The sequence below is a fragment of the Devosia salina genome, assembly GCF_019504385.1.
In the GTDB taxonomy this organism is placed as follows: domain Bacteria; phylum Pseudomonadota; class Alphaproteobacteria; order Rhizobiales; family Devosiaceae; genus Devosia; species Devosia salina.
The window spans coordinates 4,263,432-4,289,010 of the sequence record NZ_CP080590.1; the positions used below are offsets into that span (position 1 = coordinate 4,263,432).

Below are 25,579 nucleotides of genomic sequence, written 5' to 3' on the forward strand. Positions count from 1 at the left end.
CAGCAATGCCCAAGCGTCCGACCAGCCCCGCCGAGCTGCCCAAATCCGTACCGGTATTCCCGCTGAGCGGCGCGCTGCTGTTGCCCTTTGCGCATCGCCCGCTCAACATCTTCGAGCCACGCTATATCGAAATGGTCGATGCGGCCCTGCGCGGCGACCGGCTGATCGGCCTGATCCAGCCCGAAGACACCAGCGAGGAAAGCCCCAAGGGCCGGGCGCCGCTGCAGAAGGTTGGCTGTCTCGGGCGGCTGACGCATTTCGAAGAGAGTGGCGACGGGCGCTATTTCATCATCCTCGAAGGGCTCACCCGCTTTCGGATCCTGCATGAGTTGACGGTGATGACGCCCTATCGGCAATGCGTCATCTCGGCCGATGACTATGCCGCCGATTTCACCCGCGATCATGGCGAGGAGGCCGTCGATCGCGTCCGCTTCGTCAAGATGATGCGCGATTATGCCGAGTTCGCCAATTTCGAGCTCAATTGGGAAGAAATCGAATCGACCGGTACGGCGGACCTCGTCAATTTCTGCTGCATGGTCTCGCCCTATGGCGCCGCAGAAAAGCAGGTCCTGCTCGAGGCCCCGACACTGGAAGCGCGGGCGGAAACGCTGATTGCCATGACCGAATATGAAATGGCGCGCGGCGGCTCGGACGGCGCGGCGCCGATCAACTGATGGCCGAGCCGCCTGTTGATCCGCGCCATGTGGTGGACCCCCAGACCCTCGAAATGCTGGTCTGCCCCTTGACCAAGACCCGGCTGACGCTCTCGGCCGACCGCAGCGAACTGATCTCGGTGGCGGCGCGATTGGCCTTTCCCATCGTCAAGGGCGTACCGCTCCTGAGCCTGGACGAAGCGCGCAATGTCGACCCCGAGGAATTGCAGCGCCTTTCGCGGTAGCGGCCTTTATCCCCGCTGGCTGAACCTGCCTCATACTGACCCTCCATGGCCCAGGGCATCGGGGGGAAGCCGGGTGGTTTCAGATGGGCATGCCACCGAGCAGTTTTGGTGCACCGCCCCCGACGCCGGAGGCCGCGCGAATAAGGGCGGATTTGACCGGTCCGGTGCGGTCCACCAGGCCAAGGCCGAAATCGCGCAGCGCCCGCACCGGCGCCACATCGTTGGAAAACAGCCGGTTCATCCCGTCGGTGACCATGGCCATGGACGCGGTGTCGAGCCGTCGCCAGCTCTGATAGCGCTCCAACACATCGACCGAGCCATGGTCGAGGCCGAGGCGCATGGCATCGACGATCACCTCGGCCAGGGCCGCCACGTCCTTGAGACCCAGATTCAGCCCCTGCCCGGCGATCGGGTGCACCACATGGGCGGCATCCCCGACCAGAGCCAGGCGCGGCCCGATGAAGCTGCGGGCCAGCTGCAGACGCAGCGGAAAGCCCATCAGCCTGTCTTCCAGGGTCACCCGGCCCAGGCTCGAGCCCATCACCGCCTCGATCTCGAGCGCCAGTTCCTCGGCCGGCATCGCCAGAAAACGCGGCGCCGCGTCCTGGGTCTCGGTCCAGACCAGCGAGGAGCGATTGCCGGGCAGCGGCAGGCTGGCAAAGGGGCCGGCCGGGCGAAAATGTTCATAGGCCACCCCCGCATGGGGCAGCTCATGGGCAATGGTCGCCACCAGCCCGGTCTGCCCATAATCATGGCCGATCGTGCCGATGCCGGCGCGCTGGCGCAGGCCGGATTGCGCGCCGTCCGCCGCCACGATCAGCGGTGCCTGCAGCACCCGTCCATCGGCCAGCACCAGCCGGCCCAGCGCGTCGGCGCCGGACCAGTCGCTGATCTCCGCCGGGGCGACCATGACGATACTGTCCCCCACGGCATCCATCAGGGCGGCGGCACTCGCCTGGTTGGGGACCATATGGGCAAAGGGCTCGCCGGGTGCCACCTCGCCGTCGAACCGCAGGAATAGCGGCCGCGCCAGGTCGCCCGTGCCCGAATCGGTGATGTGCATGGCAGCAATAGGCTGACTCTGCGCCGCCATCGGTTCCCACACCCCCAGGGCCTCGAACACCCGCCGCACACCAGCGGCAATCGCCGAGGCACGATTATCCCGCGGCACGCTCAGCGGCCGCCGGTCCACCAGCGCCACCCTGATGCCGGGGGCCGATCGCGTCAGCGCCAGCGCCAGGGTCAGGCCCACGGGGCCGGCCCCCACAATGATGACGTCATGCTGCTCGGCGGCCGTCTTGGTCATGAATATCTCCTTGCCGGCATTGTCCGTCTCCGCCGCGCGAGAGGCAAGTGCAGCATTGCCGCGGCGCAGGAATGCGCAACAGATAGGCAAAAACTCACGTTTGAGCAAAATTGAGGCATAATGCTGTCCGGCGGGCACTCGCCACAGACTTGCCACAATGCTGTCAGCGGCCGCCTGGACCAGCTAACGCACTGAAAAACATGAGTTCCTTCTGTCACATGGGCAGTTTGGCACGGCTCTTGAGTCCATTTGTGCATCGAAGACCCAAGCCAGAAAGGGGCATCCATGAAACTGGTGGTTGCAATCATCAAACCATCACGGCTCGAGGAAGTGCGGCAGGCGCTCAATTCCCTCGACGTGCACGGCATGACCGTCACCGAGGTCAAGGGCTATGGTCGCCAGAAGGGCCATTCCGAGATCTATCGCGGCACCGAATATGCGGTGCACTTCCTGCCCAAGCTCAAGGTCGAGATCGCTGTCGACGACGGCATTGCCGATGCGGTGAGCGCCGCCATCCGTGACGCCGCACAGACCGGCCGCATCGGCGATGGCAAGATCTTCGTGCTCGACCTCTTGGCCGTAACCCGCATCCGCACCGGCGAGACCGGCGCCTCCGCACTCTGACGCCCCCGATTTCAGGAGAAACGACACAATGACAGGGTTCAAAACTCCCCTAAGGATTGCCGGTGGCGTCGCTTTGGCCTCGCTGCTGCTCGCATTGCCCGCCATCGCCCAGGATGCGGCTCCCGCTGAAGAAATGGTGGAAGCCGCCGCCAGCGTCGCCCCCGATGTGGTCTTCATCCTCAACACCCTGCTGCTGCTGATCGGCGGTTTCCTGGTGTTCTGGATGGCAGCCGGCTTCGCCATGGTCGAGGCGGGCATGGTGCGCACCAAGAACGTCTCCATGCAGCTTCTGAAGAACATCTCGCTCTTTGCCATTGCCTGCCTGCTCTACTACCTCGTCGGGTACAATCTGATGTATCCGCTGGGCAATTGGGCGATCGGCTCGGACGAGACCGGCGGATTCCTCGGCGCCTTCGGCATTGCCGTCCTCGAAGCGGTGGGCATTACCGCCGACCAGGCCGACGACATTTCCTACGCCGCGACCAGCTCGGACTTCTTCTTCCAGGTGATGTTCTGCGCCACCGCCGCCTCGATCGTCTCGGGCACGCTGGCTGAACGCATCAAGATCTGGCCGTTCCTGATCTTCACGGTGGTCCTGACCGGTCTCATCTACCCCATCCAGGGCTCCTGGAAGTGGGGCGGTGGCTTCCTCGACAGCCAGTTCGGCTTCCTCGACTTTGCCGGCTCCACGGTCGTCCACTCTGTCGGTGGCTGGGCCGCGCTGGCCGGTGCCCTGCTGCTGGGCGCACGCCGGGGCAAGTACAATGCCGATGGCTCGGTGAATGCCATGCCGGGTTCCAACATGCCGCTGGCGACCCTGGGCATGTTCATCTTGTGGCTCGGCTGGTTCGGCTTCAATGGCGCGTCCCAGCTCGCCATGGGTTCGGTGGGTGACGTGGCCGATGTCGGCCGCATCATGGCCAACACCAATGCCGGTGCCGTCGGTGGCGCCCTGGCCGCAATGGTCCTCACCGCCATCATCTACAAGAAGGTCGACCTGACCTTCGTGATCAACGGTGCCCTGGCAGGCCTCGTCTCGATCACCGCCGAGCCGCTGACCCCGACCCTGGGTGCCGCCACCCTGATCGGTGCCGTGGGCGGCATTATCGTCGTGCTGGCCGTGCCGATGCTCGACAAGCTCAAGATCGACGACGTCGTCGGTGCCATCCCGGTCCACCTGCTCGCCGGCATCTGGGGCACGATCGCGGTGGTGTTCACCAATCCCGATGCGAATCTGGGCGGTCAGCTCATCTCCATCATCATCGTGGGCATTTTCACCTTCGTGGTCAGCTTCGTGATCTGGTTCATCCTCAAGGCCACGATCGGCCTACGCCCCAGTGCGGAAGATGAGGATCTCGGTCTCGACAAGGCCGAGGTCGGCGTCGAGGCCTATCCCGAGTTCAAGTAATCACTCAGGGCGGCCGGGCCATGTCGGTCCGGCCGCCCGCTTGCCAGCGGCGTGCAGCCCGCGTTCCTCTTGGCCCGCCACAGAGGCTTCCCACTCGCAAACAGCGCGGACTGCACACCCCTGGCAAGGCTGCCTGATTTTTAGGCGCGTCTCCCGAATTATGCGCAACAAATGGGCATGGAAATGCCCATTTCCGAGTCGCCCTGCGCAAGCTCTCAGTAACCTCTTGTAAAGGATGGGTTATTTCGTGCCGGTTCGTTTGGCACGGGGTTTGACTCTTTGGTGCCGTTCCAGCTCGCGCCACTGCGGCGCCAAGGGGGTCAGATGAAACTGGTGGTTGCCATTATCAAGCCGTCGCGGCTCGAAGAGGTCCGACAAGCACTCAATTCTCTCGACGTGCACGGCATGACCGTGACCGAAGTGAAGGGCTATGGCCGGCAGAAGGGCCATTCCGAAATCTACCGCGGCACCGAATATGCCGTTCACTTCCTGCCCAAGCTCAAGGTCGAGATCGCCGTCGACGACGCGATGGCCGACCAGGTGAGCACGGTCATCCGAGACGCCGCCCAGACCGGCCGCATCGGCGATGGCAAGATCTTCGTGCTCGACCTGCTCGCCGTGACCCGCATCCGTACCGGTGAGACCGGCGCCTCGGCGCTGTGACCCGCTTCCCAATTCCGGAGACTATTCCAATGAAACTGTCCAAAGTTCTGGGGGGCGCAGCACTGGCCTCCCTCCTGGCGGCTCTCCCCGCTTTCGCTCAGGATGCCGCAGCGCCGGCCGCCGAGACCGTCACCGCCGTTGTCGACAAGGGCGACGTGGCCTGGATGCTCGTATCCACCATGGTCGTCATCGTCATGACCATTCCGGGCCTGGCCCTGTTCTATGGTGGTCTTGTCCGCGCAAAGAACGTGCTGAGCGTCCTGACCCAGGTCTTCATGGGCTTCTCGATGATCGCCATCCTCTGGGTGGCCTATGGCTATTCGCTGGCCTTTGCCGGCCCGACCGAGGGCGGCCTCTCCGCTTTCGTGGGTGACTTCTCCAAGTTCTTCCTCTCCGGCGTCACGCTCGAATCGACCTCTGCCACCTTCTCGGCCGGCTTCGAGCTGCCCGAAATGGTGTTCGTCATCTTCCAGCTCACCTTTGCCTGCATCACCTCGACCCTGATCGTGGGTGGCATTGCCGAGCGTATGAAGTTCGGCGCGCTCATGGCGTTCCTGGCCATCTGGTTCACCTTCTCCTACATCCCCATGGCTCACATGGTCTGGGCAGCGGGCGGTTTCCTGTTCGAAAAGACGGCCTATGACTTTGCCGGTGGCACCGTCGTTCACATCAATTCCGGTGTGGCCGCCCTTGTCGCCGCGCTCATCCTCGGGCCGCGCGTCGGCTACATGAAGGAGCCCATTCCGCCCCATAACCTGGTGCTGACCTATATCGGTGCCGGTCTGCTGTGGTTCGGCTGGTTCGGCTTCAATGCCGGCTCGAACCTGGAAGCCAATGCGCTCACCGCCGTGGCCCTGGTCAACACCATCTTGGCGCCTGCCGCCGGCGCGCTGGCCTGGGCCCTGGGCGAAAAGATCACCCGTGGCCACGCCTCGGCGCTGGGTGCGGTCTCCGGCGCCGTTGCCGGTCTCGTCGCCATCACCCCGGCCGCCGGTTTCTCCGGCGTCGGTGGCGCCATCATCCTCGGTGCCCTGGCCGGCGTCATCTGTCTGTGGGCCGTGGTCAATCTCAAGCCGCTGCTGAAATATGACGACAGCCTCGACGTCTTCGGCATCCATGGCGTGGGCGGCATTGTCGGCGCCCTCGGCACGGCCATCGTCGCCAACCCCTCCTTCGGCGGCTACCCGCTCGACGGCTACGACATGGGCGGCCAGTTTATGATCCAGCTCACCAGCGTCATCGTGGCCGTTGTCTGGTCCGGTGTCGTGGCGCTGATCGCCATGCTGATCGTCAAGGCCCTGTTCGGTGGCGCCAAAGTCTCCGAAGCTGCCGAAAGCGACGGCCTCGACCTCTCGACCCACGGCGAACGCGCCTACAACTGATCCAAAGCGGGATCGCATCTCTGCGGGCGGCGCCTCGGCGCCGCCCGATCTTTTTGTCCAGCGATCCATGCGGGGGCTGATGGTTAGCACGCGATTAACCCCACCCCGCTAGCATGAAGCCATTACGGCCCTTGTCGATGGTTTGCGGGCCGACAACGAGTAATGCGTGTTCATGCCCAGCCATCCCGTCCCCACGCTCGACGAAGTTCGCAGCCTGCCCGCCCGCGCCACCCGCAATCCGGGTCGCAGCGCCGCCCCGCCATCGCCGCCGCCGGCCATTGCGATTCGCATCCCCCTGCGCCTGGCCGGGTTCATGCTGCTCGGCCTCTGCGCCGTGCTGCTGGCTTCGCTCGCCTCCTGGTCGGTGGACGACCCGTCCCTGTCCCTGGCCACTGCCAAGCATGCGGCCAACTGGCTCGGTTATCCCGGTGCGGTGATCGCCGATCTCACCTTCCAGTTCCTGGGGCTGGCGGGGCTCGTCATGGTCGTTCCGCTGGCGCTCTGGGGCTGGGCCATGGCCCGCCGCCATGTGGTGACCAGGCCCGGACTGCGCCTCATCTCCTGGATCGGGGCAATTGTGTTGTTCTCGGGGGTCTTTTCCTTCGTCGCCATGCCAGCCAGCTGGCCTTTGCCCACCGGGCTCGGCGGCCTTTGCGGCATGCTGTTCACCAATCTGGCGGGGATGATTGCCGGCTCCGACCCGCAACCCATCACCTCGACGCTGTTCGCCATCATTCTGGCCGCGCCGGCCCTGGCGCTGTTCTGGATCGCCATGGGCCTGGGGACCTCCGTTCCGGCCAGGCCGCAAAAGGCCGGCGCGTCGCGCAAGGCCGCCGAAGCCGACGAGCGCGAACCCAACCCCCTCGTCGAAGTGGCCATGGGGGCGGTGGTGCATATGGGCTATTCGCTGCGCACGGCTTTCCGCCGGGCCAAGGCGGAGCACGCTGCCCGCCGCGCGGCCGAACAGGCCCCGGATTTCGAACACGATGCCGAGCCGCCGCTGCATGCCGGCGCGGCACCGGAAGTGCGGCTCGACCGCGAGCCTGTCTCGGTGGCGCCGCAGCGGCGTATCCACGTCGCGCCCCAGCCCGTCGAGCCCAGCTTCGAGCCCTCCGCCCGCATCAAGGCGCAGCCCGACTACGACGACACGGCCATCGACTATCCCGACGAACCGGAAGACGATGGAGTGCCCTTCGTGCCCGATGCGCCGGTGCCCGCCCGCACCCAGCGCGGCGATTCGCGCTTCCACCCGGCCGATCCGGCAGCGCCCCGCGTTGCTGCCCCGGCTCCGCGCCCGGCTCAGGGTCAGCGCGTGTTCCGGGAGGCCCAGGGGTCGCTGCTCGATGAGCCGCATGGCTTCGAACTGCCTGAACTCAGCCTCCTGGCCGAGCCCAAGCGGGGCGGCCCCTTGCCCGAACATGCACCCGAGCACCTTGAGGACATGGCGCGCCAGCTCGAGGCGGTGCTGGCCGATTTCGGCGTCAAGGGCGACATCATCAATGTCCGTCCCGGGCCCGTGGTCACGCTGTTCGAACTCGAACCGGCACCCGGCATCAAGTCGAGCCGCGTCATCTCCCTGGCCGACGACATTGCCCGTTCGATGAGCGCCATTTCGGCCCGCGTCGCGGTGGTGCCCGGCCGCAATGCCATCGGCATCGAATTGCCCAACCAGACGCGCGAAACCGTCTATTTCCGCGAAATGCTGGCCTCGTCCGATTTCGAGAAGATGAAGGGCAAGCTGCCCATCTGCCTGGGCAAGACCATCGGCGGCGAGCCGGTCATTGCCGACCTCGCGCGCATGCCCCACCTGCTCATCGCCGGGACCACCGGCTCGGGCAAGTCGGTGGGTATCAACACCTTCATCCTTTCGCTGCTCTACCAGATGACGCCCGAGCAGTGCCGCATGATCATGATCGACCCGAAAATGCTCGAACTGTCGATCTATGACGGCATCCCGCATCTGCTGACCCCGGTCGTCACCGATCCGCAAAAGGCGGTGGTGGCGCTCAAATGGGCGGTGCGCGAGATGGAAGACCGCTATCGCAAGATGAGCAAGATCGGCGTGCGCAATATCGACGGCTTCAACCAGCGCGTCACCGAGGCGGCCAACCAGGGCAAGACCATCACCCGCACGGTGCAGACCGGCTTTGATCGCGAAACCGGCGAGGCGATCTTCGAAAGCGAGGAATTCGACCTCGAGCCCTTGCCCTATATCGTCATCATCGTCGACGAGATGGCCGACCTGATGATGGTGGCCGGCAAGGACATCGAAGGCGCCATCCAGCGCCTGGCGCAGATGGCCCGCGCTGCCGGCATCCACATGGTCACCGCCACCCAGCGCCCGTCCGTGGACGTCATCACCGGCACCATCAAGGCCAATTTCCCCACCCGCATCTCCTTCATGGTGACGTCGAAAATCGACAGCCGCACCATTCTGGGCGAGCAGGGCGCCGAGCAGCTCCTGGGCAATGGCGACATGCTCTACATGGCCTCAGGCGGCCGCACCAAGCGCCTGCACGGCGCCTTCGTCTCCGATGCCGAGGTGGAATCGGTCGTTGCTCATCTCAAGAGCCAGGGCACGCCCGACTATCTCGACAACATCACCGAGGAAGACGAGGAAGGCGGCTTCGGCGAGGATGGCGCCGGCGGCGACGACTATGCCGGCTCGGGTGACGAGCTCTACGACAAGGCCGTGCATATCGTGATGACCGACAAGAAGGCCTCCACCTCCTATATTCAGCGGCGCCTCGCTATAGGCTACAACAAGGCAGCGACCCTGATCGAGCGCATGGAGCGCGAAGGCGTCATCTCGCCGGCCAACCATGCCGGCAAGCGCGAAATCCTCGTCGGCAACAATTCCGACGGCTACTGATCCAGGCGCTGACTGCGCAATGGACGTGTCCAATCCCCGCCGGTGCCGCAAGGCGCCGGCGGTGTGTTTTGGACGTATCCCGAGGCGCGTGCGTCTCAGTAAAACTAAGTGAATAGAGACGTCGCCGCCCTAGCCATTCGCGCGTAGCGCTTATGGCCTTCTCACCTCAAATCTCTCCACCGGAGAGATTTGCCCTTCGGGACGGATCAAAGTACCGGTTTTTCGTAGAGGACTCCGGTCCCCATTGAACGCTCGTCGCAGGGTGACCGCTTCCTGGACGCGCAACTGGAGCGACCCAATTACGCCCGGCTCCCCCCGCAAAGTTCGCTGCAGTCCGTCCGCGCGGGAGTGATGGGGGGATGATATGGCAGGGTTTGGGGGGCGGGGATTAGTTTTGGGAGGATTTTCCATCCTGGAGCACAAGCCCTTCAAACGCCGCGGTCCTGCTTCGGAGACATTCCCTCTCGACTCTATTTCAGTCTTGACTTATATAAGTGCAGACTGAAATAGAGACACGGAAACGGAAACCGCCATGCCTTTTGACATTGCCGAGCATCTGGGTGCTGTTCACCGGGAAGTCCGCAACGTGGAGCGCGATGGGCAATCCGCCAAGGACCTTATCGCCTCACGCATCTATGACACCGACATCAACGACCTATGGGAGGCCGTCACCAGTCCCGAGCGCATCAGGCGCTGGTTCTCTCCTGTCTCGGGTGAACTCAAACTTGGCGGGCGCTACGCCGTCGAGGGTAATGCGTCGGGGACGATCACGGCCTGCGAACCGAAGCGGCACTTTGCCGGCACATGGGAGTTCATGGGCCATGTGAGCTGGATCGAAGTCTATCTCGAGCCGGCCGGCAACGGCACGCGTCTCGAAATCCATCACATTGCCCCCCACCCGAATCCGCATTGGGACACCTATGGCGCCGGAGCCGCTGGTGTGGGCTGGGAACTTGGGCTTCTGGGGCTGGCCGAGCACATCAAGCGCCCCGCCGACGATGTGAGGGCCGAAGGCGTCAACGGCTGGGAGACCTCTCCGGAAGCCAAGGACCTGGTGCGAGCCGCAAGCACGGATTGGGGACAGGCCTCCATTGCGGGCGGCGACGATCCGGACCAGGCCATGCGAGCCGCCGAGGCCACGCGGCGCTTTTATTCTGGCGAGCCCCCATTGGAGTCCTGATGCACGCATTCGACGTCCTGGGTGACCCTGTTCGCCGCCGTATTCTGGAGCTGCTGGCGGAGAAGGAGCATGCCTCCGGTGAGGTGGTGACAGTGATCGTCGCCGAGTTCGGTATTTCCCAGGCCGGCGTCAGTCAGCACCTGAAGGTGCTGCGGGACAATGGTTTTGCCAGTGTGCGGGCCGAGGGGACGCGACGGGTATATGTGCTGGACACGAGCCCGCTGCGCGGCATCGATGACTGGATGGAACGCTTCCGCGTCTTCTGGCCGGTGCGCATGGAGGCCCTGGCCACCGAAGTCGCTCGCGGCAAGAAGGCCAGGGGCGAAAAGCCCTAGCGTCTTCGCGCGTGCAGACCATTGATCGCCATTTGGTGACCAATGACGCCATTGGAACTTTCCACCTGTTGCCGCAATTGCTGCCTAGGTTAGGCTCTACCAAAAGACCCGCGAGGAAATCCCGCCGATGATTCGCCGCACCGCACTGATGCTCGGCCTTGCCGCTGCCCTGTCGCCCGTCCTCCCCGCGCTCGCCCAGAGCCGGGCCCTGACGCCCGAAGAGCAGCAATTGATCAACGAGATCAACGCACACAATACGGCCATTCGCACCATGGTGGGGCGGTTCCTGCAGATCGACACCAATGGCGGCCGGCAGGAGGGCACCTTCTTTCTCGAGCGCCCCAACAAGATCGCCTTCCGCTATGCGCCGCCCAGTCGCGAGGAGATCGTCTCGATCGGGCGCGGCTTCTATGTCATCGACCGGCGCGAAGAGACCTATTACGCTTATCCCCAGGACTCCATTCCGCTCCGGCAGTTCCTGGGCGAGCAGATCAACCTGCTCAATGCCAATGTGATCGACGTCACCAATACCGACGGCTATCTCTCGATCACGGTGGTCGACCAGACCGTGGCCGGTACGGTGCAGGTCTCGCTGATCTTCGATACCGAAACCAAGGACCTGTCACAATGGACGCTGGTCGAGCCCGACGGGTCGGAGCTGACCTTCTCGCTCTATGACGTGCAGAAGGGCGTGGAAATCCCCAACCACTTCTTCACCTTCCCCTCCACCTATCGCGGCAAGGACCCGGCGAGCTGACCTCCCGGCGCCGCCGCGACAAGAAAAGAAGCCCCGGTCGATGCCGGGGCTTTTGCCTTAGAGCGCTTTCAGCAAAAGTGGATACCACTTTTGCGGTTCGAAAGCGTGACAAAACAGAGAGATAGAGCACCCGTTCTGATTCAGTCAGAACGGGTGCTCTAGTGCCCGAAGGCCAGCAGGGCCACCAGCCCCGCGCCACCCACCACGATGCGCCACCAGGCGAAGGGCGCAAAGCCGTAGCGCGAGACGAAATTGAGCAGGTATCGCACCACCAGCGCCCCGACCACGAAGGCGGCGGCAAAGCCGATGGCGACGCTGATCGCGATACTGCCATCGATCAGGTCGCGGCTCTTGTAGAGGTCATAGCCGAAGGCCCCCACCATGATGGGCAGGGCGATGAAGAAGGTGAATTCGGCCGCCGCCCGCTTGCTGGCGCCGAACAGCATGCCTCCCACCACCGTCGAGCCCGAGCGTGACACGCCCGGCACCAGCGAGAGCATCTGGAACAGGCCGATGACGAGCGCCAGATGCCAGGGAAACCGGTAGATGTCGTCATATTTCGGCTCGAGCTTGAGCCGGTCGACGATGAGGAGGATGATCCCGCCCACCAGCAGGGTGATGCAGATCAGCAGCGCCGATTCCCACAAATCCCCCTGGATGAAATCGCGCAGCAGGACACCAGCCACCACCGCCGGCAGGCAGGCGAGCACCACCGAGAGCGCGAACTGCCAGGCATAGGCCTTGCCGGTCAGCGCATCACGGATCAGAAGGCCCAGCCGGGCAAAGTAAACAGTGATCACCGCCAGGATGGCACCGAGCTGGATCAATACGATGAAGGTCTTGGGCTGGCTCAAGCCGAAGAAATGGTCGGCCAGCAACAGGTGGCCCGTGGAACTGACGGGCAGGAATTCTGTGAGCCCTTCGAGGATTCCCAGAATCAGGGGCACAAAAAGACCTTGATCGGCGTTCATTTGATCCCCTAACTCGTTTCCAAGGGTCGCTTTGGTCCAAAGCTCTTAGCCGTGTTCGCCCAAGGCGCCAAGGCGGGTTCGGGCAAGGCAGACCCGCAACCGTTCCAGAGCGATTTTTTTCATGCCGAGCCTCGTGCACCATCCCCTCGATCCAGCCTCCCGCCTCATCCGGCTCATGTGCGCCGAATATGGCGTGCCGCTGGACCTCGACGAGATCAAGCCCTGGCTGCGCGAAGACGCGCTGCTGGAAGTCAATCCGGCCGCGACCCTGCCCATCCTGTTCACCGATGCCGAGCAGCCGGTGATCGGCATTCTGGCCAGCATCCATGCCGTCGAAGACCTCTACACGCCCGATGCGGTGGGTGGTCTCATTCCCACCGATCCAATGGAGCGGGCCGAGATGTGGCGCCTGGTCGAATGGGCCCTGGTCAAGCTCAATGACGAGGTGACCCGCTACCTTATTGAGGAAAAGATCGCCAAGCGCGACCAGCGCGGCGCCACGCCGGAACCCTCCGTGCTGCGGGCCGCCAAGGCCAATTTCGTCGAGCACATGCTCTATTTCAACTACCTGCTGGCCAGCCGCAACTGGGTTGGCGGCGACGAGATGAGCCTGGCCGATTTTGCCCTCGCCGCCCATTTCTCCACCCTCGACTATATGGGCGATATCGACTGGGCCAAGGCGCCGGCCGAAACCCGCGACTGGTATTCCCGCATCAAGTCCCGGCCTGCCTTCCGCACCCTGCTCAACGACCGCGTGGTCGCCATGCCGCCCTCCAAGGGCTATGCGGACCTGGATTTCTAGGCTTGTCTGGCGGCATGGCCGAAGCCAGGAGTGAAAAGCTTGTCGCCGAACTGAAGGCCCGCGCCGAGGCGCTCGGCTTCGATGCCTTTGGCATCACCACGGCCGATGCCCGGCCCGACCTGCCTGAAAAGCTGCGCGTCGCGCTGACCGAGGGCTGGCATGCCGGCATGGAATGGATGGAGGAAACGGAGGACCGGCGGAGCGATCCGTTGGCGCTCTGGGCCGAGGCGCGCTCGATCATCCTCCTTGGCGTCAACTACGGCCCTGAAACCGACCCCATGGCGCTGCTCGCCGACAGGCATGTCGGCATCATCTCGGCCTATGCCCGCAATCGCGACTATCACGACATCATCAAGGGGCGCCTCAAGGAACTGGCGGGCCTGTTGGCGCGCCGGGCCGGGGCGGACGTAAAGGTCTTTGTCGATACCGCGCCGCTGATGGAAAAGCCGCTCGCCGAGGCCGCGGGCCTGGGCTGGCAGGGCAAGCATAGCGTGCTGGTCAGCCGGGAGTTCGGCTCCTGGCTGTTCCTGGGGGCCATTCTCACCACGGCGGACCTGCCCCCCGACGCGCCGCATCCGGAAAGCTGCGGCTCCTGCACCCGCTGCCTCGATGTCTGTCCCACCAATGCCTTCCCCGCGCCCTTCCGACTCGATGCACGCAAGTGCCTGGCCTATTACTCGGTCGAGCACAAAGGTCCGATCCCGCGCGAATTTCGCGCGCCCATGGCCAATCGCATTTATGGCTGCGACGATTGCCTGGCCGTCTGCCCCTGGAACAAGTTCGCCTCCGTCAGCCGCGAGGCCAAGCTGCGCAGCCGGCCCGAACTGGAGCGACCGGCCCTGGCCGAACTCGTGGGCCTGGACGACGCAGGGTTCCGGGCGCTGTTTGCCGGCTCACCGGTCAAGCGCATCGGCCACGCCCGCTTTCTGCGCAATGTGCTGATCGGCATCGGCAATTCCGGGGATCCGGCCCTGTTGCCCGCGGTCGAGGCTCGATTGGACCATGGCGACCCTCTCATTCGCGGAGCGGCGGTCTGGGCCCTGCGGCGGCTCGATCCGCACCGGGCCGAGGCCATGCGACTGGACAGACTCTCCCGCGAAGGCGATAGCTCCGTGCGCGCAGAATGGGATGGAGTGGTGTGATGCAGGCGTTTTTCTTTGGGCTGGGATTCTCCTCACTGCGCGCCGCCGCCGCCATGCGCACGCACGGCTTCGAGCGCATCGGGGGCACCGTCCGGTCGGCCGACAAGGCCGCGCGACTGGCCGCCGAGGGGATCGATACCACGCTGTTCGACGGGGCGGCCCCGGGCCCGGAGGTCGGCGCGGCCCTGGCCGAGGCGACCCATGTGGTGCTCTCGATCGCGCCGGACGAGGACGATGATCCGGTCATGCGCCACCATCGCGCCGATCTCGATGCGGCCCCGGCGCTTCAATGGCTCTGCTACTATTCGACCGTCGGCGTCTATGGCGATTTCGGGGGTGACTGGATCGACGAGACCGCGCCGCTGGTGCCGCGCAACATGCGCTCGGATCGCCGTGTGCTGGCCGAAGAGGCCTGGCGTGACTACGCCGCGGCGCGTGGCGTCCCGCTCTGCATTCTGCGGCTGGCCGGCATCTACGGCCCGGGGCGCTCCACCTTCGACAAATTGCGCGCCGGCACCGCCCGGCGGGTGATCAAGCCCGGCCAGGTATTCAATCGCATCCATGTCGAGGACATTGCGCGGATAACCGCACTCGCCGCCCAAAAGCGCCTCGCCGGTACGTTCAATCTTGCCGATGACGAACCCGCCCCGCCCCAGGACGTCATCGCGCATGCCGCCGAACTGATCGGCATGGCCGTGCCGCCCGACCTGCCGTTCGAGACCACCGAAATGACGCCGATGCAGCGCAGCTTCTATCGCGACAACAAGCGGGTCTCCAACCGCGCCATCAAGCAGGCGCTGGGCATCGACCTGCTCTATCCCGATTATCGGTCCGGTCTCGCACACATCCTCGAAAGTGAAAGATGAACATTCCACCCGCCCGATCCGCTCCCGAACGCATCGTACTTGAGGGCCGCTATGTGCGGCTCGAACCGCTGGACCTGCGACACGCCGCGGACCTCTATGCCGTCTCCACCATGCCCGGTGGGGCCGAGCGCTATCGCTGGCTGTTTTCCGACGCCCCGCAATCGCTGGCCGAGATGGAAGCTCGGATCGAGATGGGCAATGCCGGCTCCGACCTGGCGGTCGCCATCATCGACAAGGCCAGCGGCCGGGCGCTGGGTCAGCAATCTTGGATGCGCATCCGGCCCGAACATGGCTCCATCGAGATCGGCGGCGTCTATTGGGGCCTGCCCATGGCGCGCAGCCGCCTTGCCACCGAGGCGCTCTATCTGTTCGCGCGCCACGCCTTCGACGATCTGGGCTATCGGCGGTTCGAGTGGAAGTGCAACAATCGCAACGAGCCCTCCAAGGCCGCCGCCACCCGTTTCGGTTTCAGCTTCGAGGGTGTTTTCCGCCAGGACATGATCATCAAGGGCGAAAGCCGGGACACCGCCTGGTTCTCGATGCTGGACAGCGAATGGCCGGCCCTGCGGGCCGAATATGAACGCTGGCTGGACCCGGGCAATTTCGATGCGGCGGGGATGCAGAAGACGAAATTGGAGGCGCAAGGCGCGCGCTGAGGTCAGATCATCCCCAGGACCGCGTCCCTGAGCCGCGTCAGGTCCTGGTCCCGGCTCAGCCGGTGGTCGCCGTCCGGGATCAGGGTGAAGGTCACCTTGTCGTGCAGGATATGGGCCAACAGTTTCTGCGCATGGGCGGGGGGCACGTCTGGGTCCTGCCCGCCCTGCAGGATATGCACCGGGCAGCCGGTTTCGATCACCGAACCGAACAGGCGATGATGGGCGCCATCCTTGATCAGCGTCCGCGTGTATCGATACAGGCCATCGCCATAGGCGCTTTCGCGCTCGAAATAGCCCTGCCGTTCGAGATCAAGCGTCTGCGTCGCGGTCATGCGCGCCGGGATCAGCGTGCTGGTGGCGTCCACGGCCGGCGCGATCAGGATGAGCCCCTTGAGCGGCGTGCCTTTCGCCAATTGCCTTCGGGCCAGCAGCAGGGCGAGCCAGCCACCCATGGAGGAGCCGCAGACGATCTGTGGCCCTTCGGTCAGGGCAAAAACGGCTTCGGCCTCTTCGAGCCAGCGGCTGATGCTGCCCTGGTCGAAATCGCCGCCGGAAGCGCCATGGCCGGAATAGTCGAAGCGGGTGACGCAAAGGCCCCGTTCTGCGCCCAACGCGTCTAGCGTCATCGCCTTGGCGCCCGTCATCACCGAGCGGAAGCCGTTGAGCCAGAACAGGCCCGGCGTCCCGCCCCGGCGTTGGGTCACCGCGATCTCGCGCCTCGCGTCGGCCTCACCGACAGGGATATGGATCAGTTCGGGGGAACTCATCGTGCTGAACGGCCTTTTTATCTGGTGACGCGGGCGTAGCCGCGGCGCAACGGCCTGAAAATAGAGTGCCCGCGCCAGTTGACTTTAGCTGCCGCTACCACGATTTTAGGGCCGAATTCACCCCCTGGCATCATCAGCACAAGGAAAGCTTGCCATTCGCCGTCCCATGAGACCCGTTGCGCCCCAGAAAGATGGGCCGCTTGCCAACGAGGATATCACCAGCCCCGACGTTCAGCTTATCGATGCAGAAGGCGAGAACCGCGGCGTCGTGCGCACGCGCGATGCATTGGCCGAAGCGCAGGAGCAGGGTCTTGACCTGGTCCTGATCGCCGCCAATTCCAATCCGCCCGTCGCCAAGATGCTCGATCTCGGGCGCTACAAGTATGCCGCTCAGAAAAAGGCGGCCGAAGCGCGCAAGAAGCAGAAGGTGATCGAAGTCAAGGAAGTGCAGATGCGTCCCAACATCGACACGCACGACTACGACACCAAGATGAAGGCGGTGCAGCGTTTCCTGGGCGAGGGCGATCGCGTCAAGGTGACCATGCGTTTCCGTGGCCGCGAAATGGCGCACCAGGACCTGGGAATGCAATTGCTGATCAAGGTCAAGGAACAGACCGAGGATATCGCCAAGGTCGAAAGCCAGCCGCGTTCCGAAGGCCGGCAGATGGTCATGGTGCTGGCGCCGAAATAAGGCGACGGTTCCACAGTCCAAAAATATCAAAGCGGGTCGCAAGGCCCGCTTTTTTGTTGCAATTGATGGCCTGTGCCGACAGTCTGAACGCATGGTCGGCCAATGATCGCGTGCGGCCCGGGTCAGCATTCAAATGCAAGACCGTGTCGATGCGAGAGCGATCATAGTAGAGGCTTTATCGGGTCAGGCGCTGATTGGTCGTAATATCGCCCTCGGAGCGGTCCCGTCGCTACAGAACGGAGAAATATAGTGGAATTGTTTTGGACATTCGCCGGCATCGGCGTTCTCATCTTCGCTGCCACGGCCGGAGTGTCCATGTTGATCCTGGCGCTCAAGCATAGCGGCAAGATCTAGGACCGGTTCGCACTCAGCCGGCCTCCGGGGGGGGAGCATGGGGCTATTCCGGTTCGTCATTCGGCTGTTTTCCGCGCGAAGGTCGAAAAGCACCGTCGAACCTTGGCGCGGGATTCCGGACTATCCGCCCAAGCCACGCGAGATGCGCGTCGTCCTTGTCCAATCCACGCAGACAACGCTTCAGCCTGTCGAGAAAATCCTTCGCGGGTCATGCTGGGTGGTCGATGGCGATACCATCGTCATCGACAAGGTTCGCATTCGGATCGCCGGGATCGATGCACCGGAGCTCGACCACCCCTATGGTCAGCAGTCGAAGTGGGCGCTCGTGAAGCTGTGCAAGGGCCAGATCGTGACCGCCCGCATCAAGCCCGAATTGTCCTATGACCGGCTGGTCGCGGAATGCTTCCTGCCCGACGGGCGGGACCTCGCAGCCGAGATGGTTCGCGCCGGACTGGCGCTGGACTGGCCAAAGTTTTCGGGCGGAAAATATCGCCATCTCGAACAAGCCGATGCGCGCAAGAAGCTCTGGCGGGCATCGGTGCGGCAACGTGGCATGATGGGGACAATAAGTCGCCTTCCCGAGTGAACGCACCGTGCGGCGTCGGCAACGGGCCAATAGGCCCGTCGCGCGGCGTCAGTTCTGCCCGTCAGGCGGCCTGCCATGCCGGGGCAATGCCGGTGCCGCGGCCCATGTGATAGCCGAGGCGGATATTGAGCATGCCAAGCGGTTCGACCAGCCGGGCGGTGTCGAGTGGCCCGGTCTTTTCGACGGCAAAGCCCGAGGTCCGGACCAGCTGCTCCACCGCCGCGATAGCGGCCTCGTCATCGCCGGCCAGGAATACGGGAATGGACGCGGTCTGCGCGGCGGGCACCTCGAGCAGGGCCGCAAAGATGGTGTTGTAGGCCTTGACCAGGCGGGCGCCGGCGGCAACGGCCTGCAATTCTTCGGCGGCCGAAGTGGTGTGGCCGATGGTCAGGCCCGAATAGTCGGGCTTGAGCGGATTGGAGATGTCCACGACGATCTTGCCCGCGAGATCGGTGTCCCGGGCAAATTCGAGCGCCGGTCCATAGGGCAGGGCCAGCACCACGATATCGGCGCGCGCGGCGGCTTTTGCCTGGTCCAGCACTTCGGCGGTCCCGTCCAGCGTGGCGGCGAAGGCCTTGGCAGCGTCGCTATTGCGCGAGCCGAGCAGCAGGTCGGTCTTGCCGGCGAGGCGTTTCGCCAGGCCCTTGCCCATATTGCCCAACCCGATAATGGCGATGGTGGTCATGAAGTTCTCCTTTCAAGCTTTGGCTGGCGCTGATATGCCCCTTGTTGTTTACTTCAGGAATTGCATGAATTGTTGTAACTGAATTGCGGAACGGTATCGAATGAGCGAATTGGAATCGCTGCGCACCTTTGTCTCCGCCGCCCGGCTCGGCAGTTTCGCGGGCGCGGCCCGTCAGTTGAACCTCTCGCCGGCCATGGTCGGGCGTCGCATCCAGGCCATGGAGGCGCGCTATCAGCTCAAGCTGATCGAGCGCACCACGCGCAGCCAGCGCCTGACCGATCAGGGCCGCCAGTTTCTGGAGCGGGCCGAGGCGGTCATTGCCGCGGCCCAGGCCCTGGACGAATGCGGTCAGACCGCCACGCTGTCGGGACGCATCCGCCTGACCGCGCCGACCACGCTGGGCGTACGCTGGCTGCCCCCGATCATTGCCCGGTTCACCGCCGAAAATCCCGGGGTGATCTTCGAACTCAGCCTCTCGGACCGGCGCGTCGATCTGGTGACCGAGGGTTTCGACCTGGCGGTGCGGGTCGGAGAACTGCCCTCGTCATCGCTGGTGGCGCGGCGGGTGGGCACCTATCGCTTCGCGCTGGTGGCCTCACCTGATTTCCTGTCGCGCAACCCCGCCCCGACAACGCCAGCGGACCTTGCCCAATATCGCTGCATCCTCAATCTCATCCTGGTACCGCGCAATCGCTGGGTCTTTGTCAATGCGCAGGGCGAGCGCAGCACGGTCGAGGTTGCCGGCGCCATCGAAGTCGACAATGGCGAGGCGCAGCGCCGGCTGGCCATTGATGGTGCCGGTATCGCCTATCTGCCCGCCAATCTGGTTGAAGAGGACCTCGCCGCTGGCCGGCTCATCTCACTGCTGCCCGAATGGCAATTGCTGTCGCTGCCCATTCATGCCGTGCATCCCTCCCGGCACCTGGTGCCCCGCCGGGTCAGCGCCTTCATTCAGGCGGTGGTCGATGCCTTTGCCTGCCCGGAAAGCTGAACGGGCGGCGCTCCTAGCCGCCCAAGACCTCGTCGACATCGGCCTTCATCGGAATGGCCGGCTGCGCGCCGGGCTTGAGGCAGGCAAGGCTGCCCGCCACAGCAGCGCGCCGCAGGGCCGTGCCGAGATCATGGCCCGCATCGAGGCCGGCGGCGAGATAGCCGCAGAACGTGTCGCCGGCGCCAACCGTATCGACCGGCTTGACCTTGTGCGCCTGTACCGCAATCGGGCCATCAGGTGTGCGGGCGCGGGCGCCCTCGGGGCCGAGCGTGACGACGATGGTGCGGCCGGTGCGGTTGACCCAGTCCTGCATGGCCGCGTCGAGCTGGTCGATGGGGCGGCCGCTCAGCAGGGAAAACTCGGTCTCATTGGCCACCACGATGTCAGCCAGCGGCGCCAGCTTGGCCGTGTCTGGCAGGAAAGGCGCCGTGTTGAGGATGGATCGCGCGCCCTTTTCGCGGGCGAGCTCCAGGGCGCGACGCGTCGCAGCCTGGGGCACTTCCTGCTGCACGAGCAGCGTATCGCCGGCAGAGAGGCCGGCCAGGCCCTCCTCGGCATCCGCCGGGCTCACCGTGCCATTGGCGCCGGGGAGAATGGCAATGACATTCTCGCCCGCCGCATCGACAAAGATCATGGCGATGCCGGTGGCGGCCTCCGCCTTGCGCATGCCGGAAAGATCGACGCCACCATCCTTGAGCAGCGCCAGCGCCAGGTCGGCAAAGGCATCATCGCCCACCGCCGAGACGTGGCGCACATTGGCACCCGCGCGCCGCGCCGCCAGCGCCTGGTTCGCTCCCTTGCCGCCCGGCGCCATCGAGAAGGTGCCGCCGGCCACGGTTTCACCCGGCTTGGGCAAGCGGGTGACGGTGCCGATCTGGTCGAGATTGGTGGAGCCGAAAACGGTGATCATTTCAGAATCTTCTCTATCGTGTTCCAGTTGCGCATGGTGTCGAGATGGCCCTTGCCAAGCCTGGCGTAAAGCGGCTTGAGAACCTCTTCCACATTCTCGGTATAGCGCCCATTGGGCTGGCGGTAGGCGGCGATATAGAGCTCGCGCGCATCGATACGCAGGATTTCCGTATCGCCCGGCCGGCTTTCGAGGACGATGCCTTTGGGGAAGGGCTCGTCCGACAGCAGCACATGGCGGTGGAGATCGGCCTCGGGGTCGAGCCCGGCAAAGGGATGGCCATCCAGCATTGCCTTGAGCTCGGCCTCTGTGCGCAGCACGACGCCGACGGCAAAGCCGAACTTCTTGCCGATGGCCTGTTCCAGCGTCGTCTTGATGGTCTCGGGCTTGCCCTTTGCGGCGAACCGCACATTGCCGCTCGCCAGAACCGTCTTCACCTCCGCAAGGCCGGCCGCCTCCATGCAGGCCTTCAACTCGGCCATCTTCATCTGCCGCTTGCCCAGATTGATGCCGCGCAGGAATGCGCCCCAGACCTGGCTGTTGTCCTGGCTCATGGCATGGTCTTCTGCGGATAGATGGTCTCGCCGCGCGCCAGCATGTCGACGAATTCGCCGATCCGCTTCTTCCGTCCCGCCTCGGTCTTGAGCGAGATGGTGCGGAAGGTGAGGGCAAAGCGGTTCTGGGCCGTCAGCCCGGCATAAGTCTTCTGCGCCGCAGGATTGGCAGCAATGGCGGCCAATAGATCGGCGGGCGGTTCCTGCGTGGTCTTGTATGCTGCGTCCCACCGGCCGTCGGCCTTGGCAGCCTCGACATGGACCAGGCCGAACTCGGTCATCAGGCCCGCCTCGGTCAGCCGCGCGACATTGTCGCGATTGACCTGGCTCCACACCGATTTCGGGCGCCGTGGGCAATAGCGCTGCACGAAGCTCACCTCGTCCCAGCTCTTCTTGATGGCGTCGATCCATCCCCAGCACAGCACCGCCTCGATGGCCTCGACCGGCGTGATCGTGGGACGGCCAGACCCCTTCCTGAAGATGCGGATCCACACCTCGTCGGCGTCCTGGTGGTTCTGCGACAGCCAGCTATAGAACGCATCGAAGTCGACGAATTCGTGCAGCTTGTCCGTCGGGACGACGACCGGCGCCATGGTCCTAGACTGTCGGTTGGGGCTGCACCAGCGCGGCAAGCACCGGCTCCAGCCGCTCATCGGCAGGCAGGGTGATGCCGAACTCCCCGCTGAGGACCGCCCGCAATTCCTCCACGCTCCCCAGCACGCGCTTCTCCGCCTCGCCCTCGACCGGCTGGCGGGTGAACTGGGTATTGTGGAGCTTGAGGCGGGCGCCGCTGGGCGCCAGCGCCACGCGAAGCTCGCGCGTGAACGGTGAGGCCGGATCAGTCGCGATGCGCTGGTTGATGGGCGCGATATCGGCCTCCTCGACCGTATCGAGTGTGAAGACATAGACCGCACGCCATTCTTCGCCGAGCTTGGCCTCCAGCGTCCAGTCTGGATCGCCGCCGGTGAGGCGGAAGGTCTCGTGCGGTGTGGTCTGTTCGACATCGGCCCTGAGCCGCAATGGCGTGGTCAGCGTCAACCCGCCGAAGCCGACATCGGCGATATGGTTCTGTCCGTTGATCTCCACCAGCAGCAGCAGGTGGCTTGGGGGCAGGGCGGCGCCGTCCGGATTGCTGAGGACAACCCGCGCCAGAAGCGGCCGCACGGTGAAGTCGAGGTCCTGGAGAATGCGCATGAACAACAGGTTGTGTTCAAAGCAATAGCCGCCCCGCTTGTCGGCGAGGAGCTTCTTTTCAAGGCTCGGCTGGTCCAGGGCCACCGGCTCGCCCAGAAGCGGCGTCAGGTTCTCAAAGGGGATGGCGGCGGGATGCAGGGCATGCAGCAGGTCCAGTGTCGCCAGCGTCGGCGCGATCGAACCGGCAAATCCGATTCGGTCGAAATAGGCTTTGAGATTGACCTTTTCGGGCATCAGCCACCCACGCCGCTGTTGAAACCGGGCACACTATGGTCAAGCGGGGCGGCTTTGTCACCTGCCGGCCGGAATCCGCCACTGCACCGGGGAAAACTCAGGCCGCGGCCCTGCGCACGCGAATGACGACATCCACATGCGCCACTTCCATGCCCTCAGGCGCCTTGGGCAGCGCCTTGAACTCGACCGCATCGGCCGGGATGTCGATCATGCGCTGCTCGTCTTCGACATAGAAGTGATGATGGTCCGACGTGTCGGTGTCGAAATAGGAACGGGCGGCGTCAATGGCGACCTCCCGCAGCAGGCCGGCTTCGTGGAACTGATGCAGCGTATTGTAGACCGTGGCCAGCGACACATTGACATTGGCCGTGCTGGCTTCGCCGTGCAGCTGCTCGGCGCTGACATGGCGATGCGCACCGCCGAACAGCAGTTCAGCAAGGGCCACGCGCTGGCGGGTCGGCCGAAGACCGGCCATGCGCAGCACGGCTGTCAGGCAAGGCTTGCGGGACGGGAGCGGCCGGGCGGTCGTATCTCGGTCGGGCATAGGGCCAGTAAGTCTCGTCGTTTCAGGTCCGGATTTGATGATTTCTTATACTGGCGCAGGGACCCGGATACAAGCACGGCGCGCCGCCCGCCCGGGGCATGCATCCCATGGCTGGCTTGACCCTACCCCGCCTGCCCTATACGAGACGGGGCTTGAGCGAGAGTGGGGAGCCTCCATGTCCGAGCGGCAACACGCATTTAATTACGAAGAATTGCTGGCCCATGGTCGTGGCGAATTGCCGGGCCAGGGTGATGCACGCCTGCCGGCTCCACCCATGCTGATGTTCGACCGCATCACCTCCATCACCGAAGATGGTGGCGCCCATGGCCGTGGCCAGGTGCGGGCCGAACTCGACGTCAATCCGGACCTGTGGTTCTTCAAGTGCCATTTCATCGGCGACCCGGTCATGCCCGGGTGCCTGGGGCTCGATGCCGTCTGGCAGATGACCGGCTTTTTCCTCTCCTGGATCGGCCAGCCCGGCAAGGGCCGTGCCCTGGGCGGGGAAATCAAGTTCACCGGCCAGGTGACCGATGACGTCAAGCTGGTCGAATATGGTATTGATCTCAAGCGCGTCATGCGTTCGCGCCTGACGCTGGGCATTGCCGATGGCTGGGTCAAGGCTGACGGCAAGGTGATCTACGAAGCCAAGGATTTGCGCGTTGGGCTCTTTACCGAGGCCCAGCTCCACGAGCAGAAGACGGCCTGAAGGCCTTAATGCCGGCCCGAAACGAACTATATAAGTGCGACGCCGCCCCCGATGCGAACGCACGAAACGACTGAAACGAGGACGAAATGAGACGAGTTGTCGTAACCGGCATGGGTATCATTTCTTCGATCGGCAACTCGCTCGACGAGGTGACGGCGAGCCTGCGCGCGGCAAAGCCGGGCATCGTTTTTGCCGAGGACTATGCGGAGCTCGGTTTCCGCAGCCAGGTCAAGGGCGATCCGCGCCTCGATCCCTTCGAGATTCTCGATCGCCGCGTCACCCGCTTCATGGGCAAGGGTGCGGCCTGGAACTATCTGGCCATGCAGCAGGCCATCGCCGATGCGGGGCTGGAGGAAAGCGACATTTCCAACCCCATGACCGGCATAGTCATGGGTTCGGGTGGCGCCTCGACCCGCACCATTGTCGAGGCCGCCGATATCACCCGCAAGAACAATTCGCCCAAGCGCATCGGGCCACTGGCAGTGCCCAAGGCCATGGGCTCGACCGCCTCGGCAACCCTGGCCACGCCCTTCGGCATCAAGGGCATCAACTATACGATCACCGCGGCCTGCGCGACGTCCAAGCACTGCATCGGCAATGCCATGGAACAGATCATGCTGGGCAAGCAGGACATCGTCTTTGCCGGCGGCCACGAGGACCTCGACTGGACGCTGTCGGACCTGTTCGACGCCATGGGCGCCATGAGCAGTGACTTCAACCAGACGCCGGAAAAGGCCTCGCGCTGCTATGACGCGGCGCGCGATGGCTTCGTCATCTCCGGCGGTGCCGGTGTGCTGGTGCTCGAGGAATTCGAGCACGCCAAGGCGCGCGGCGCCAGGATCTGGGCGGAGCTGGTCGGTTATGGCGCGACCTCCGATGGCCTCGATATGGTCGCCCCCTCGGGCGAAGGAGCCGAGCGCTGCATGCGCATGGCGCTCAAGAACATCAAGGCGCCGATCGACTACATCAACCCGCACGCCACCTCGACCCCGGTGGGTGACCTCAAGGAAATCGAGGCCCTGCGCGCCGTCTTCGGCAATGAGGACAAGTGCCCGCCCATTTCGGCGACCAAGTCGCTGACCGGCCACAGCCAGGGCGCCACGGGCGTGCATGAATCGATCTATTCGATTCTGATGATGCGCAACCGCTTCATCGCCGAAAGCGCCAATATCGAAACCCTCGACCCCGCCTTCGAGGACATGCCGATCCTCCGCCAGCGCCGCGACGATGTCGACCTGGGCTATGTGCTGTCGAATTCGTTTGGCTTCGGCGGCACCAATGCCGCGCTGGTGTTCAAGCACCCGGATGCTTGATCGAGTGCGCCCCACCCCCACCCAGCTTCGCTAGGGCCATCCGGCCCAGCTGCGCTACCCTCCCCACACGGGGGAGGGAGACGATGAACACCGGCTTCGCAATCTGCGCCTCCCTCCCCTTGATGGGGAGGGAATGAGGGTGGGGTGGTGCCGCTAGGAAACCTCAACTTTGGAGCCCATGGCTTCCAGCC

General features: G+C 64.4%; 28 protein-coding genes. 19 read left to right on the forward strand and 9 right to left on the reverse strand.

What is annotated here, in order from left to right:
- The first annotated feature begins 5 nt into the window (after positions 1 to 5).
- Positions 6 to 674: an LON peptidase substrate-binding domain-containing protein gene (locus K1X15_RS20980; protein WP_220305461.1), complete on the forward strand. Its 669-nt coding sequence runs from the start codon at positions 6 to 8 to the stop codon at positions 672 to 674.
- Entirely contained in the window at positions 674 to 898 is a 225-nt protein-coding gene (locus tag K1X15_RS20985) for a Trm112 family protein (protein WP_220305462.1), read from the forward strand. The genes K1X15_RS20980 and K1X15_RS20985 overlap by 1 nt, the downstream gene beginning before the upstream one ends.
- Before the next feature lie 79 nt (positions 899 to 977).
- Here the strand turns inward: K1X15_RS20985 and K1X15_RS20990 are convergent, their stop codons facing one another.
- A complete protein-coding gene (locus K1X15_RS20990; RefSeq protein WP_220305463.1) occupies positions 978 to 2,204 on the reverse strand; it encodes an FAD-dependent monooxygenase in 1,227 nt (408 codons plus the stop codon).
- Between the two features lie 285 nt (positions 2,205 to 2,489).
- Here K1X15_RS20990 and K1X15_RS20995 point away from each other — a divergent pair, with 285 nt between their 5' ends.
- From K1X15_RS20995 to K1X15_RS21030, 8 genes are all read left to right on the forward strand, one after another.
- Positions 2,490 to 2,828 carry a P-II family nitrogen regulator gene (locus K1X15_RS20995; protein ID WP_220305464.1) on the forward strand — a complete coding sequence of 113 codons (339 nt, stop codon included), beginning with the start codon at positions 2,490 to 2,492 and terminating at the stop codon, positions 2,826 to 2,828.
- Between the two features lie 28 nt (positions 2,829 to 2,856).
- Positions 2,857 to 4,236, forward strand: coding sequence for an ammonium transporter family protein (locus K1X15_RS21000; protein ID WP_220305465.1), 1,380 nt, complete (start codon positions 2,857 to 2,859; stop codon positions 4,234 to 4,236).
- A 324-nt stretch (positions 4,237 to 4,560) separates the two neighbouring features.
- Positions 4,561 to 4,899: a P-II family nitrogen regulator gene (locus tag K1X15_RS21005; RefSeq protein WP_220305466.1), complete on the forward strand. Its 339-nt coding sequence runs from the start codon at positions 4,561 to 4,563 to the stop codon at positions 4,897 to 4,899.
- Between the two features lie 29 nt (positions 4,900 to 4,928).
- Positions 4,929 to 6,281, forward strand: a complete 1,353-nt coding sequence (locus tag K1X15_RS21010; RefSeq protein WP_220305467.1) for an ammonium transporter — start codon at positions 4,929 to 4,931, stop codon at positions 6,279 to 6,281.
- A 172-nt stretch (positions 6,282 to 6,453) separates the two neighbouring features.
- Positions 6,454 to 9,153, forward strand: a complete 2,700-nt coding sequence (locus tag K1X15_RS21015) for a DNA translocase FtsK (protein WP_220307651.1) — start codon at positions 6,454 to 6,456, stop codon at positions 9,151 to 9,153.
- A gap of 532 nt (positions 9,154 to 9,685) precedes the next feature.
- Positions 9,686 to 10,333, forward strand: coding sequence for an SRPBCC family protein (locus K1X15_RS21020; RefSeq protein ID WP_220305468.1), 648 nt, complete (start codon positions 9,686 to 9,688; stop codon positions 10,331 to 10,333).
- Complete coding sequence (locus K1X15_RS21025; RefSeq protein WP_220305469.1) at positions 10,333 to 10,668, forward strand: ArsR/SmtB family transcription factor; 336 nt, start codon at positions 10,333 to 10,335, stop codon at positions 10,666 to 10,668. Before K1X15_RS21020 ends, K1X15_RS21025 begins: the two co-directional genes overlap by 1 nt.
- Before the next feature lie 127 nt (positions 10,669 to 10,795).
- A complete protein-coding gene (locus tag K1X15_RS21030) occupies positions 10,796 to 11,425 on the forward strand; it encodes a LolA family protein (protein ID WP_220305470.1) in 630 nt (209 codons plus the stop codon).
- 158 nt (positions 11,426 to 11,583) lie between these two features.
- Here the strand turns inward: K1X15_RS21030 and K1X15_RS21035 are convergent, their stop codons facing one another.
- Positions 11,584 to 12,396, reverse strand: a complete 813-nt coding sequence (locus tag K1X15_RS21035) for an undecaprenyl-diphosphate phosphatase (protein ID WP_220305471.1) — start codon at positions 12,394 to 12,396, stop codon at positions 11,584 to 11,586.
- Positions 12,397 to 12,517: 121 nt separating this feature from the next.
- Here K1X15_RS21035 and K1X15_RS21040 point away from each other — a divergent pair, with 121 nt between their 5' ends.
- Genes K1X15_RS21040 through K1X15_RS21055 form a run of 4 tightly spaced genes read left to right on the forward strand, consistent with a single transcriptional unit; the run spans position 12,518 to position 15,862 of the window.
- Positions 12,518 to 13,198: a glutathione S-transferase family protein gene (locus K1X15_RS21040; protein ID WP_220305472.1), complete on the forward strand. Its 681-nt coding sequence runs from the start codon at positions 12,518 to 12,520 to the stop codon at positions 13,196 to 13,198.
- 14 nt (positions 13,199 to 13,212) lie between these two features.
- Positions 13,213 to 14,340, forward strand: coding sequence for a tRNA epoxyqueuosine(34) reductase QueG (queG, locus tag K1X15_RS21045; RefSeq protein ID WP_220307652.1), 1,128 nt, complete (start codon positions 13,213 to 13,215; stop codon positions 14,338 to 14,340).
- Positions 14,340 to 15,206, forward strand: coding sequence for an SDR family oxidoreductase (locus K1X15_RS21050; protein ID WP_220305473.1), 867 nt, complete (start codon positions 14,340 to 14,342; stop codon positions 15,204 to 15,206). The genes queG and K1X15_RS21050 overlap by 1 nt, the downstream gene beginning before the upstream one ends.
- Entirely contained in the window at positions 15,203 to 15,862 is a 660-nt protein-coding gene (locus tag K1X15_RS21055) for a GNAT family N-acetyltransferase (protein ID WP_220305474.1), read from the forward strand. Before K1X15_RS21050 ends, K1X15_RS21055 begins: the two co-directional genes overlap by 4 nt.
- A 2-nt stretch (positions 15,863 to 15,864) precedes the next feature.
- Here the strand turns inward: K1X15_RS21055 and K1X15_RS21060 are convergent, their stop codons facing one another.
- Positions 15,865 to 16,629 (reverse strand): alpha/beta hydrolase, encoded by a 765-nt coding sequence (locus K1X15_RS21060; protein ID WP_220305475.1) that lies wholly within the window; start codon positions 16,627 to 16,629, stop codon positions 15,865 to 15,867.
- A gap of 154 nt (positions 16,630 to 16,783) precedes the next feature.
- On the opposite strand from K1X15_RS21060, the gene infC reads away from it, so the two are divergent.
- Both infC and K1X15_RS21070 read left to right on the forward strand, forming a co-directional pair.
- Positions 16,784 to 17,320, forward strand: coding sequence for a translation initiation factor IF-3 (gene infC, locus K1X15_RS21065; protein ID WP_220307653.1), 537 nt, complete (start codon positions 16,784 to 16,786; stop codon positions 17,318 to 17,320).
- Positions 17,321 to 17,816: 496 nt separating this feature from the next.
- Positions 17,817 to 18,260, forward strand: a complete 444-nt coding sequence (locus tag K1X15_RS21070) for a thermonuclease family protein (RefSeq protein WP_220305476.1) — start codon at positions 17,817 to 17,819, stop codon at positions 18,258 to 18,260.
- A 61-nt stretch (positions 18,261 to 18,321) separates the two neighbouring features.
- Here the strand turns inward: K1X15_RS21070 and K1X15_RS21075 are convergent, their stop codons facing one another.
- Positions 18,322 to 18,945, reverse strand: coding sequence for an NADPH-dependent F420 reductase (locus tag K1X15_RS21075; protein ID WP_220305477.1), 624 nt, complete (start codon positions 18,943 to 18,945; stop codon positions 18,322 to 18,324).
- A gap of 100 nt (positions 18,946 to 19,045) precedes the next feature.
- Here K1X15_RS21075 and K1X15_RS21080 point away from each other — a divergent pair, with 100 nt between their 5' ends.
- On the forward strand, positions 19,046 to 19,936 hold the full coding sequence (locus tag K1X15_RS21080; protein WP_220305478.1) for a LysR family transcriptional regulator: 891 nt from the start codon (positions 19,046 to 19,048) through the stop codon (positions 19,934 to 19,936).
- Positions 19,937 to 19,949: 13 nt separating this feature from the next.
- Here K1X15_RS21080 and K1X15_RS21085 read toward each other — a convergent pair whose 3' ends face one another.
- From K1X15_RS21085 to irrA, 5 genes are all read right to left on the reverse strand, one after another.
- Complete coding sequence (locus K1X15_RS21085; protein ID WP_220305479.1) at positions 19,950 to 20,846, reverse strand: ribokinase; 897 nt, start codon at positions 20,844 to 20,846, stop codon at positions 19,950 to 19,952.
- Entirely contained in the window at positions 20,843 to 21,397 is a 555-nt protein-coding gene (locus K1X15_RS21090) for a DUF1697 domain-containing protein (protein WP_220305480.1), read from the reverse strand. Before K1X15_RS21090 ends, K1X15_RS21085 begins: the two co-directional genes overlap by 4 nt.
- The gene (locus tag K1X15_RS21095; protein WP_220305481.1) at positions 21,394 to 21,990 is read right to left on the reverse strand and encodes a YdeI/OmpD-associated family protein; all 597 of its coding nucleotides are present in this window, start codon (positions 21,988 to 21,990) and stop codon (positions 21,394 to 21,396) included. Before K1X15_RS21095 ends, K1X15_RS21090 begins: the two co-directional genes overlap by 4 nt.
- Before the next feature lie 4 nt (positions 21,991 to 21,994).
- Complete coding sequence (locus K1X15_RS21100; RefSeq protein WP_220305482.1) at positions 21,995 to 22,825, reverse strand: arylamine N-acetyltransferase family protein; 831 nt, start codon at positions 22,823 to 22,825, stop codon at positions 21,995 to 21,997.
- A 97-nt stretch (positions 22,826 to 22,922) separates the two neighbouring features.
- The gene (irrA, locus tag K1X15_RS21105; RefSeq protein WP_220305483.1) at positions 22,923 to 23,369 is read right to left on the reverse strand and encodes an iron response transcriptional regulator IrrA; all 447 of its coding nucleotides are present in this window, start codon (positions 23,367 to 23,369) and stop codon (positions 22,923 to 22,925) included.
- A 175-nt stretch (positions 23,370 to 23,544) separates the two neighbouring features.
- On the opposite strand from irrA, the gene fabA reads away from it, so the two are divergent.
- Entirely contained in the window at positions 23,545 to 24,075 is a 531-nt protein-coding gene (fabA, locus tag K1X15_RS21110; protein ID WP_220305484.1) for a 3-hydroxyacyl-[acyl-carrier-protein] dehydratase FabA, read from the forward strand.
- Positions 24,076 to 24,161: 86 nt separating this feature from the next.
- Positions 24,162 to 25,388: a beta-ketoacyl-ACP synthase I gene (gene fabB / locus K1X15_RS21115; RefSeq protein WP_220305485.1), complete on the forward strand. Its 1,227-nt coding sequence runs from the start codon at positions 24,162 to 24,164 to the stop codon at positions 25,386 to 25,388.
- The last annotated feature ends 191 nt before the right edge of the window (positions 25,389 to 25,579 follow it).

What these genes read in the sequence shown, in the direction of transcription:
- K1X15_RS20980 (WP_220305461.1), top strand. Translation starts at nt 6, where the DNA reads ATGCCCAAGCGTCCGACCAGCCCCGCCGAGCTGCCCAAATCCGTACCG.
- K1X15_RS20985 (WP_220305462.1), top strand. Translation starts at nt 674, where the DNA reads ATGGCCGAGCCGCCTGTTGATCCGCGCCATGTGGTGGACCCCCAGACC.
- K1X15_RS20990 (WP_220305463.1), bottom strand. Translation starts at nt 2,204, where the DNA reads ATGACCAAGACGGCCGCCGAGCAGCATGACGTCATCATTGTGGGGGCC.
- K1X15_RS20995 (WP_220305464.1), top strand. Translation starts at nt 2,490, where the DNA reads ATGAAACTGGTGGTTGCAATCATCAAACCATCACGGCTCGAGGAAGTG.
- K1X15_RS21000 (WP_220305465.1), top strand. Translation starts at nt 2,857, where the DNA reads ATGACAGGGTTCAAAACTCCCCTAAGGATTGCCGGTGGCGTCGCTTTG.
- K1X15_RS21005 (WP_220305466.1), top strand. Translation starts at nt 4,561, where the DNA reads ATGAAACTGGTGGTTGCCATTATCAAGCCGTCGCGGCTCGAAGAGGTC.
- K1X15_RS21010 (WP_220305467.1), top strand. Translation starts at nt 4,929, where the DNA reads ATGAAACTGTCCAAAGTTCTGGGGGGCGCAGCACTGGCCTCCCTCCTG.
- K1X15_RS21015 (WP_220307651.1), top strand. Translation starts at nt 6,454, where the DNA reads ATGCCCAGCCATCCCGTCCCCACGCTCGACGAAGTTCGCAGCCTGCCC.
- K1X15_RS21020 (WP_220305468.1), top strand. Translation starts at nt 9,686, where the DNA reads ATGCCTTTTGACATTGCCGAGCATCTGGGTGCTGTTCACCGGGAAGTC.
- K1X15_RS21025 (WP_220305469.1), top strand. Translation starts at nt 10,333, where the DNA reads ATGCACGCATTCGACGTCCTGGGTGACCCTGTTCGCCGCCGTATTCTG.
- K1X15_RS21030 (WP_220305470.1), top strand. Translation starts at nt 10,796, where the DNA reads ATGATTCGCCGCACCGCACTGATGCTCGGCCTTGCCGCTGCCCTGTCG.
- K1X15_RS21035 (WP_220305471.1), bottom strand. Translation starts at nt 12,396, where the DNA reads ATGAACGCCGATCAAGGTCTTTTTGTGCCCCTGATTCTGGGAATCCTC.
- K1X15_RS21040 (WP_220305472.1), top strand. Translation starts at nt 12,518, where the DNA reads ATGCCGAGCCTCGTGCACCATCCCCTCGATCCAGCCTCCCGCCTCATC.
- queG (WP_220307652.1), top strand. Translation starts at nt 13,213, where the DNA reads ATGGCCGAAGCCAGGAGTGAAAAGCTTGTCGCCGAACTGAAGGCCCGC.
- K1X15_RS21050 (WP_220305473.1), top strand. Translation starts at nt 14,340, where the DNA reads ATGCAGGCGTTTTTCTTTGGGCTGGGATTCTCCTCACTGCGCGCCGCC.
- K1X15_RS21055 (WP_220305474.1), top strand. Translation starts at nt 15,203, where the DNA reads ATGAACATTCCACCCGCCCGATCCGCTCCCGAACGCATCGTACTTGAG.
- K1X15_RS21060 (WP_220305475.1), bottom strand. Translation starts at nt 16,629, where the DNA reads ATGAGTTCCCCCGAACTGATCCATATCCCTGTCGGTGAGGCCGACGCG.
- K1X15_RS21070 (WP_220305476.1), top strand. Translation starts at nt 17,817, where the DNA reads ATGCGCGTCGTCCTTGTCCAATCCACGCAGACAACGCTTCAGCCTGTC.
- K1X15_RS21075 (WP_220305477.1), bottom strand. Translation starts at nt 18,945, where the DNA reads ATGACCACCATCGCCATTATCGGGTTGGGCAATATGGGCAAGGGCCTG.
- K1X15_RS21080 (WP_220305478.1), top strand. Translation starts at nt 19,046, where the DNA reads ATGAGCGAATTGGAATCGCTGCGCACCTTTGTCTCCGCCGCCCGGCTC.
- K1X15_RS21085 (WP_220305479.1), bottom strand. Translation starts at nt 20,846, where the DNA reads ATGATCACCGTTTTCGGCTCCACCAATCTCGACCAGATCGGCACCGTC.
- K1X15_RS21090 (WP_220305480.1), bottom strand. Translation starts at nt 21,397, where the DNA reads ATGAGCCAGGACAACAGCCAGGTCTGGGGCGCATTCCTGCGCGGCATC.
- K1X15_RS21095 (WP_220305481.1), bottom strand. Translation starts at nt 21,990, where the DNA reads ATGGCGCCGGTCGTCGTCCCGACGGACAAGCTGCACGAATTCGTCGAC.
- K1X15_RS21100 (WP_220305482.1), bottom strand. Translation starts at nt 22,825, where the DNA reads ATGCCCGAAAAGGTCAATCTCAAAGCCTATTTCGACCGAATCGGATTT.
- irrA (WP_220305483.1), bottom strand. Translation starts at nt 23,369, where the DNA reads ATGCCCGACCGAGATACGACCGCCCGGCCGCTCCCGTCCCGCAAGCCT.
- fabA (WP_220305484.1), top strand. Translation starts at nt 23,545, where the DNA reads ATGTCCGAGCGGCAACACGCATTTAATTACGAAGAATTGCTGGCCCAT.
- fabB (WP_220305485.1), top strand. Translation starts at nt 24,162, where the DNA reads ATGAGACGAGTTGTCGTAACCGGCATGGGTATCATTTCTTCGATCGGC.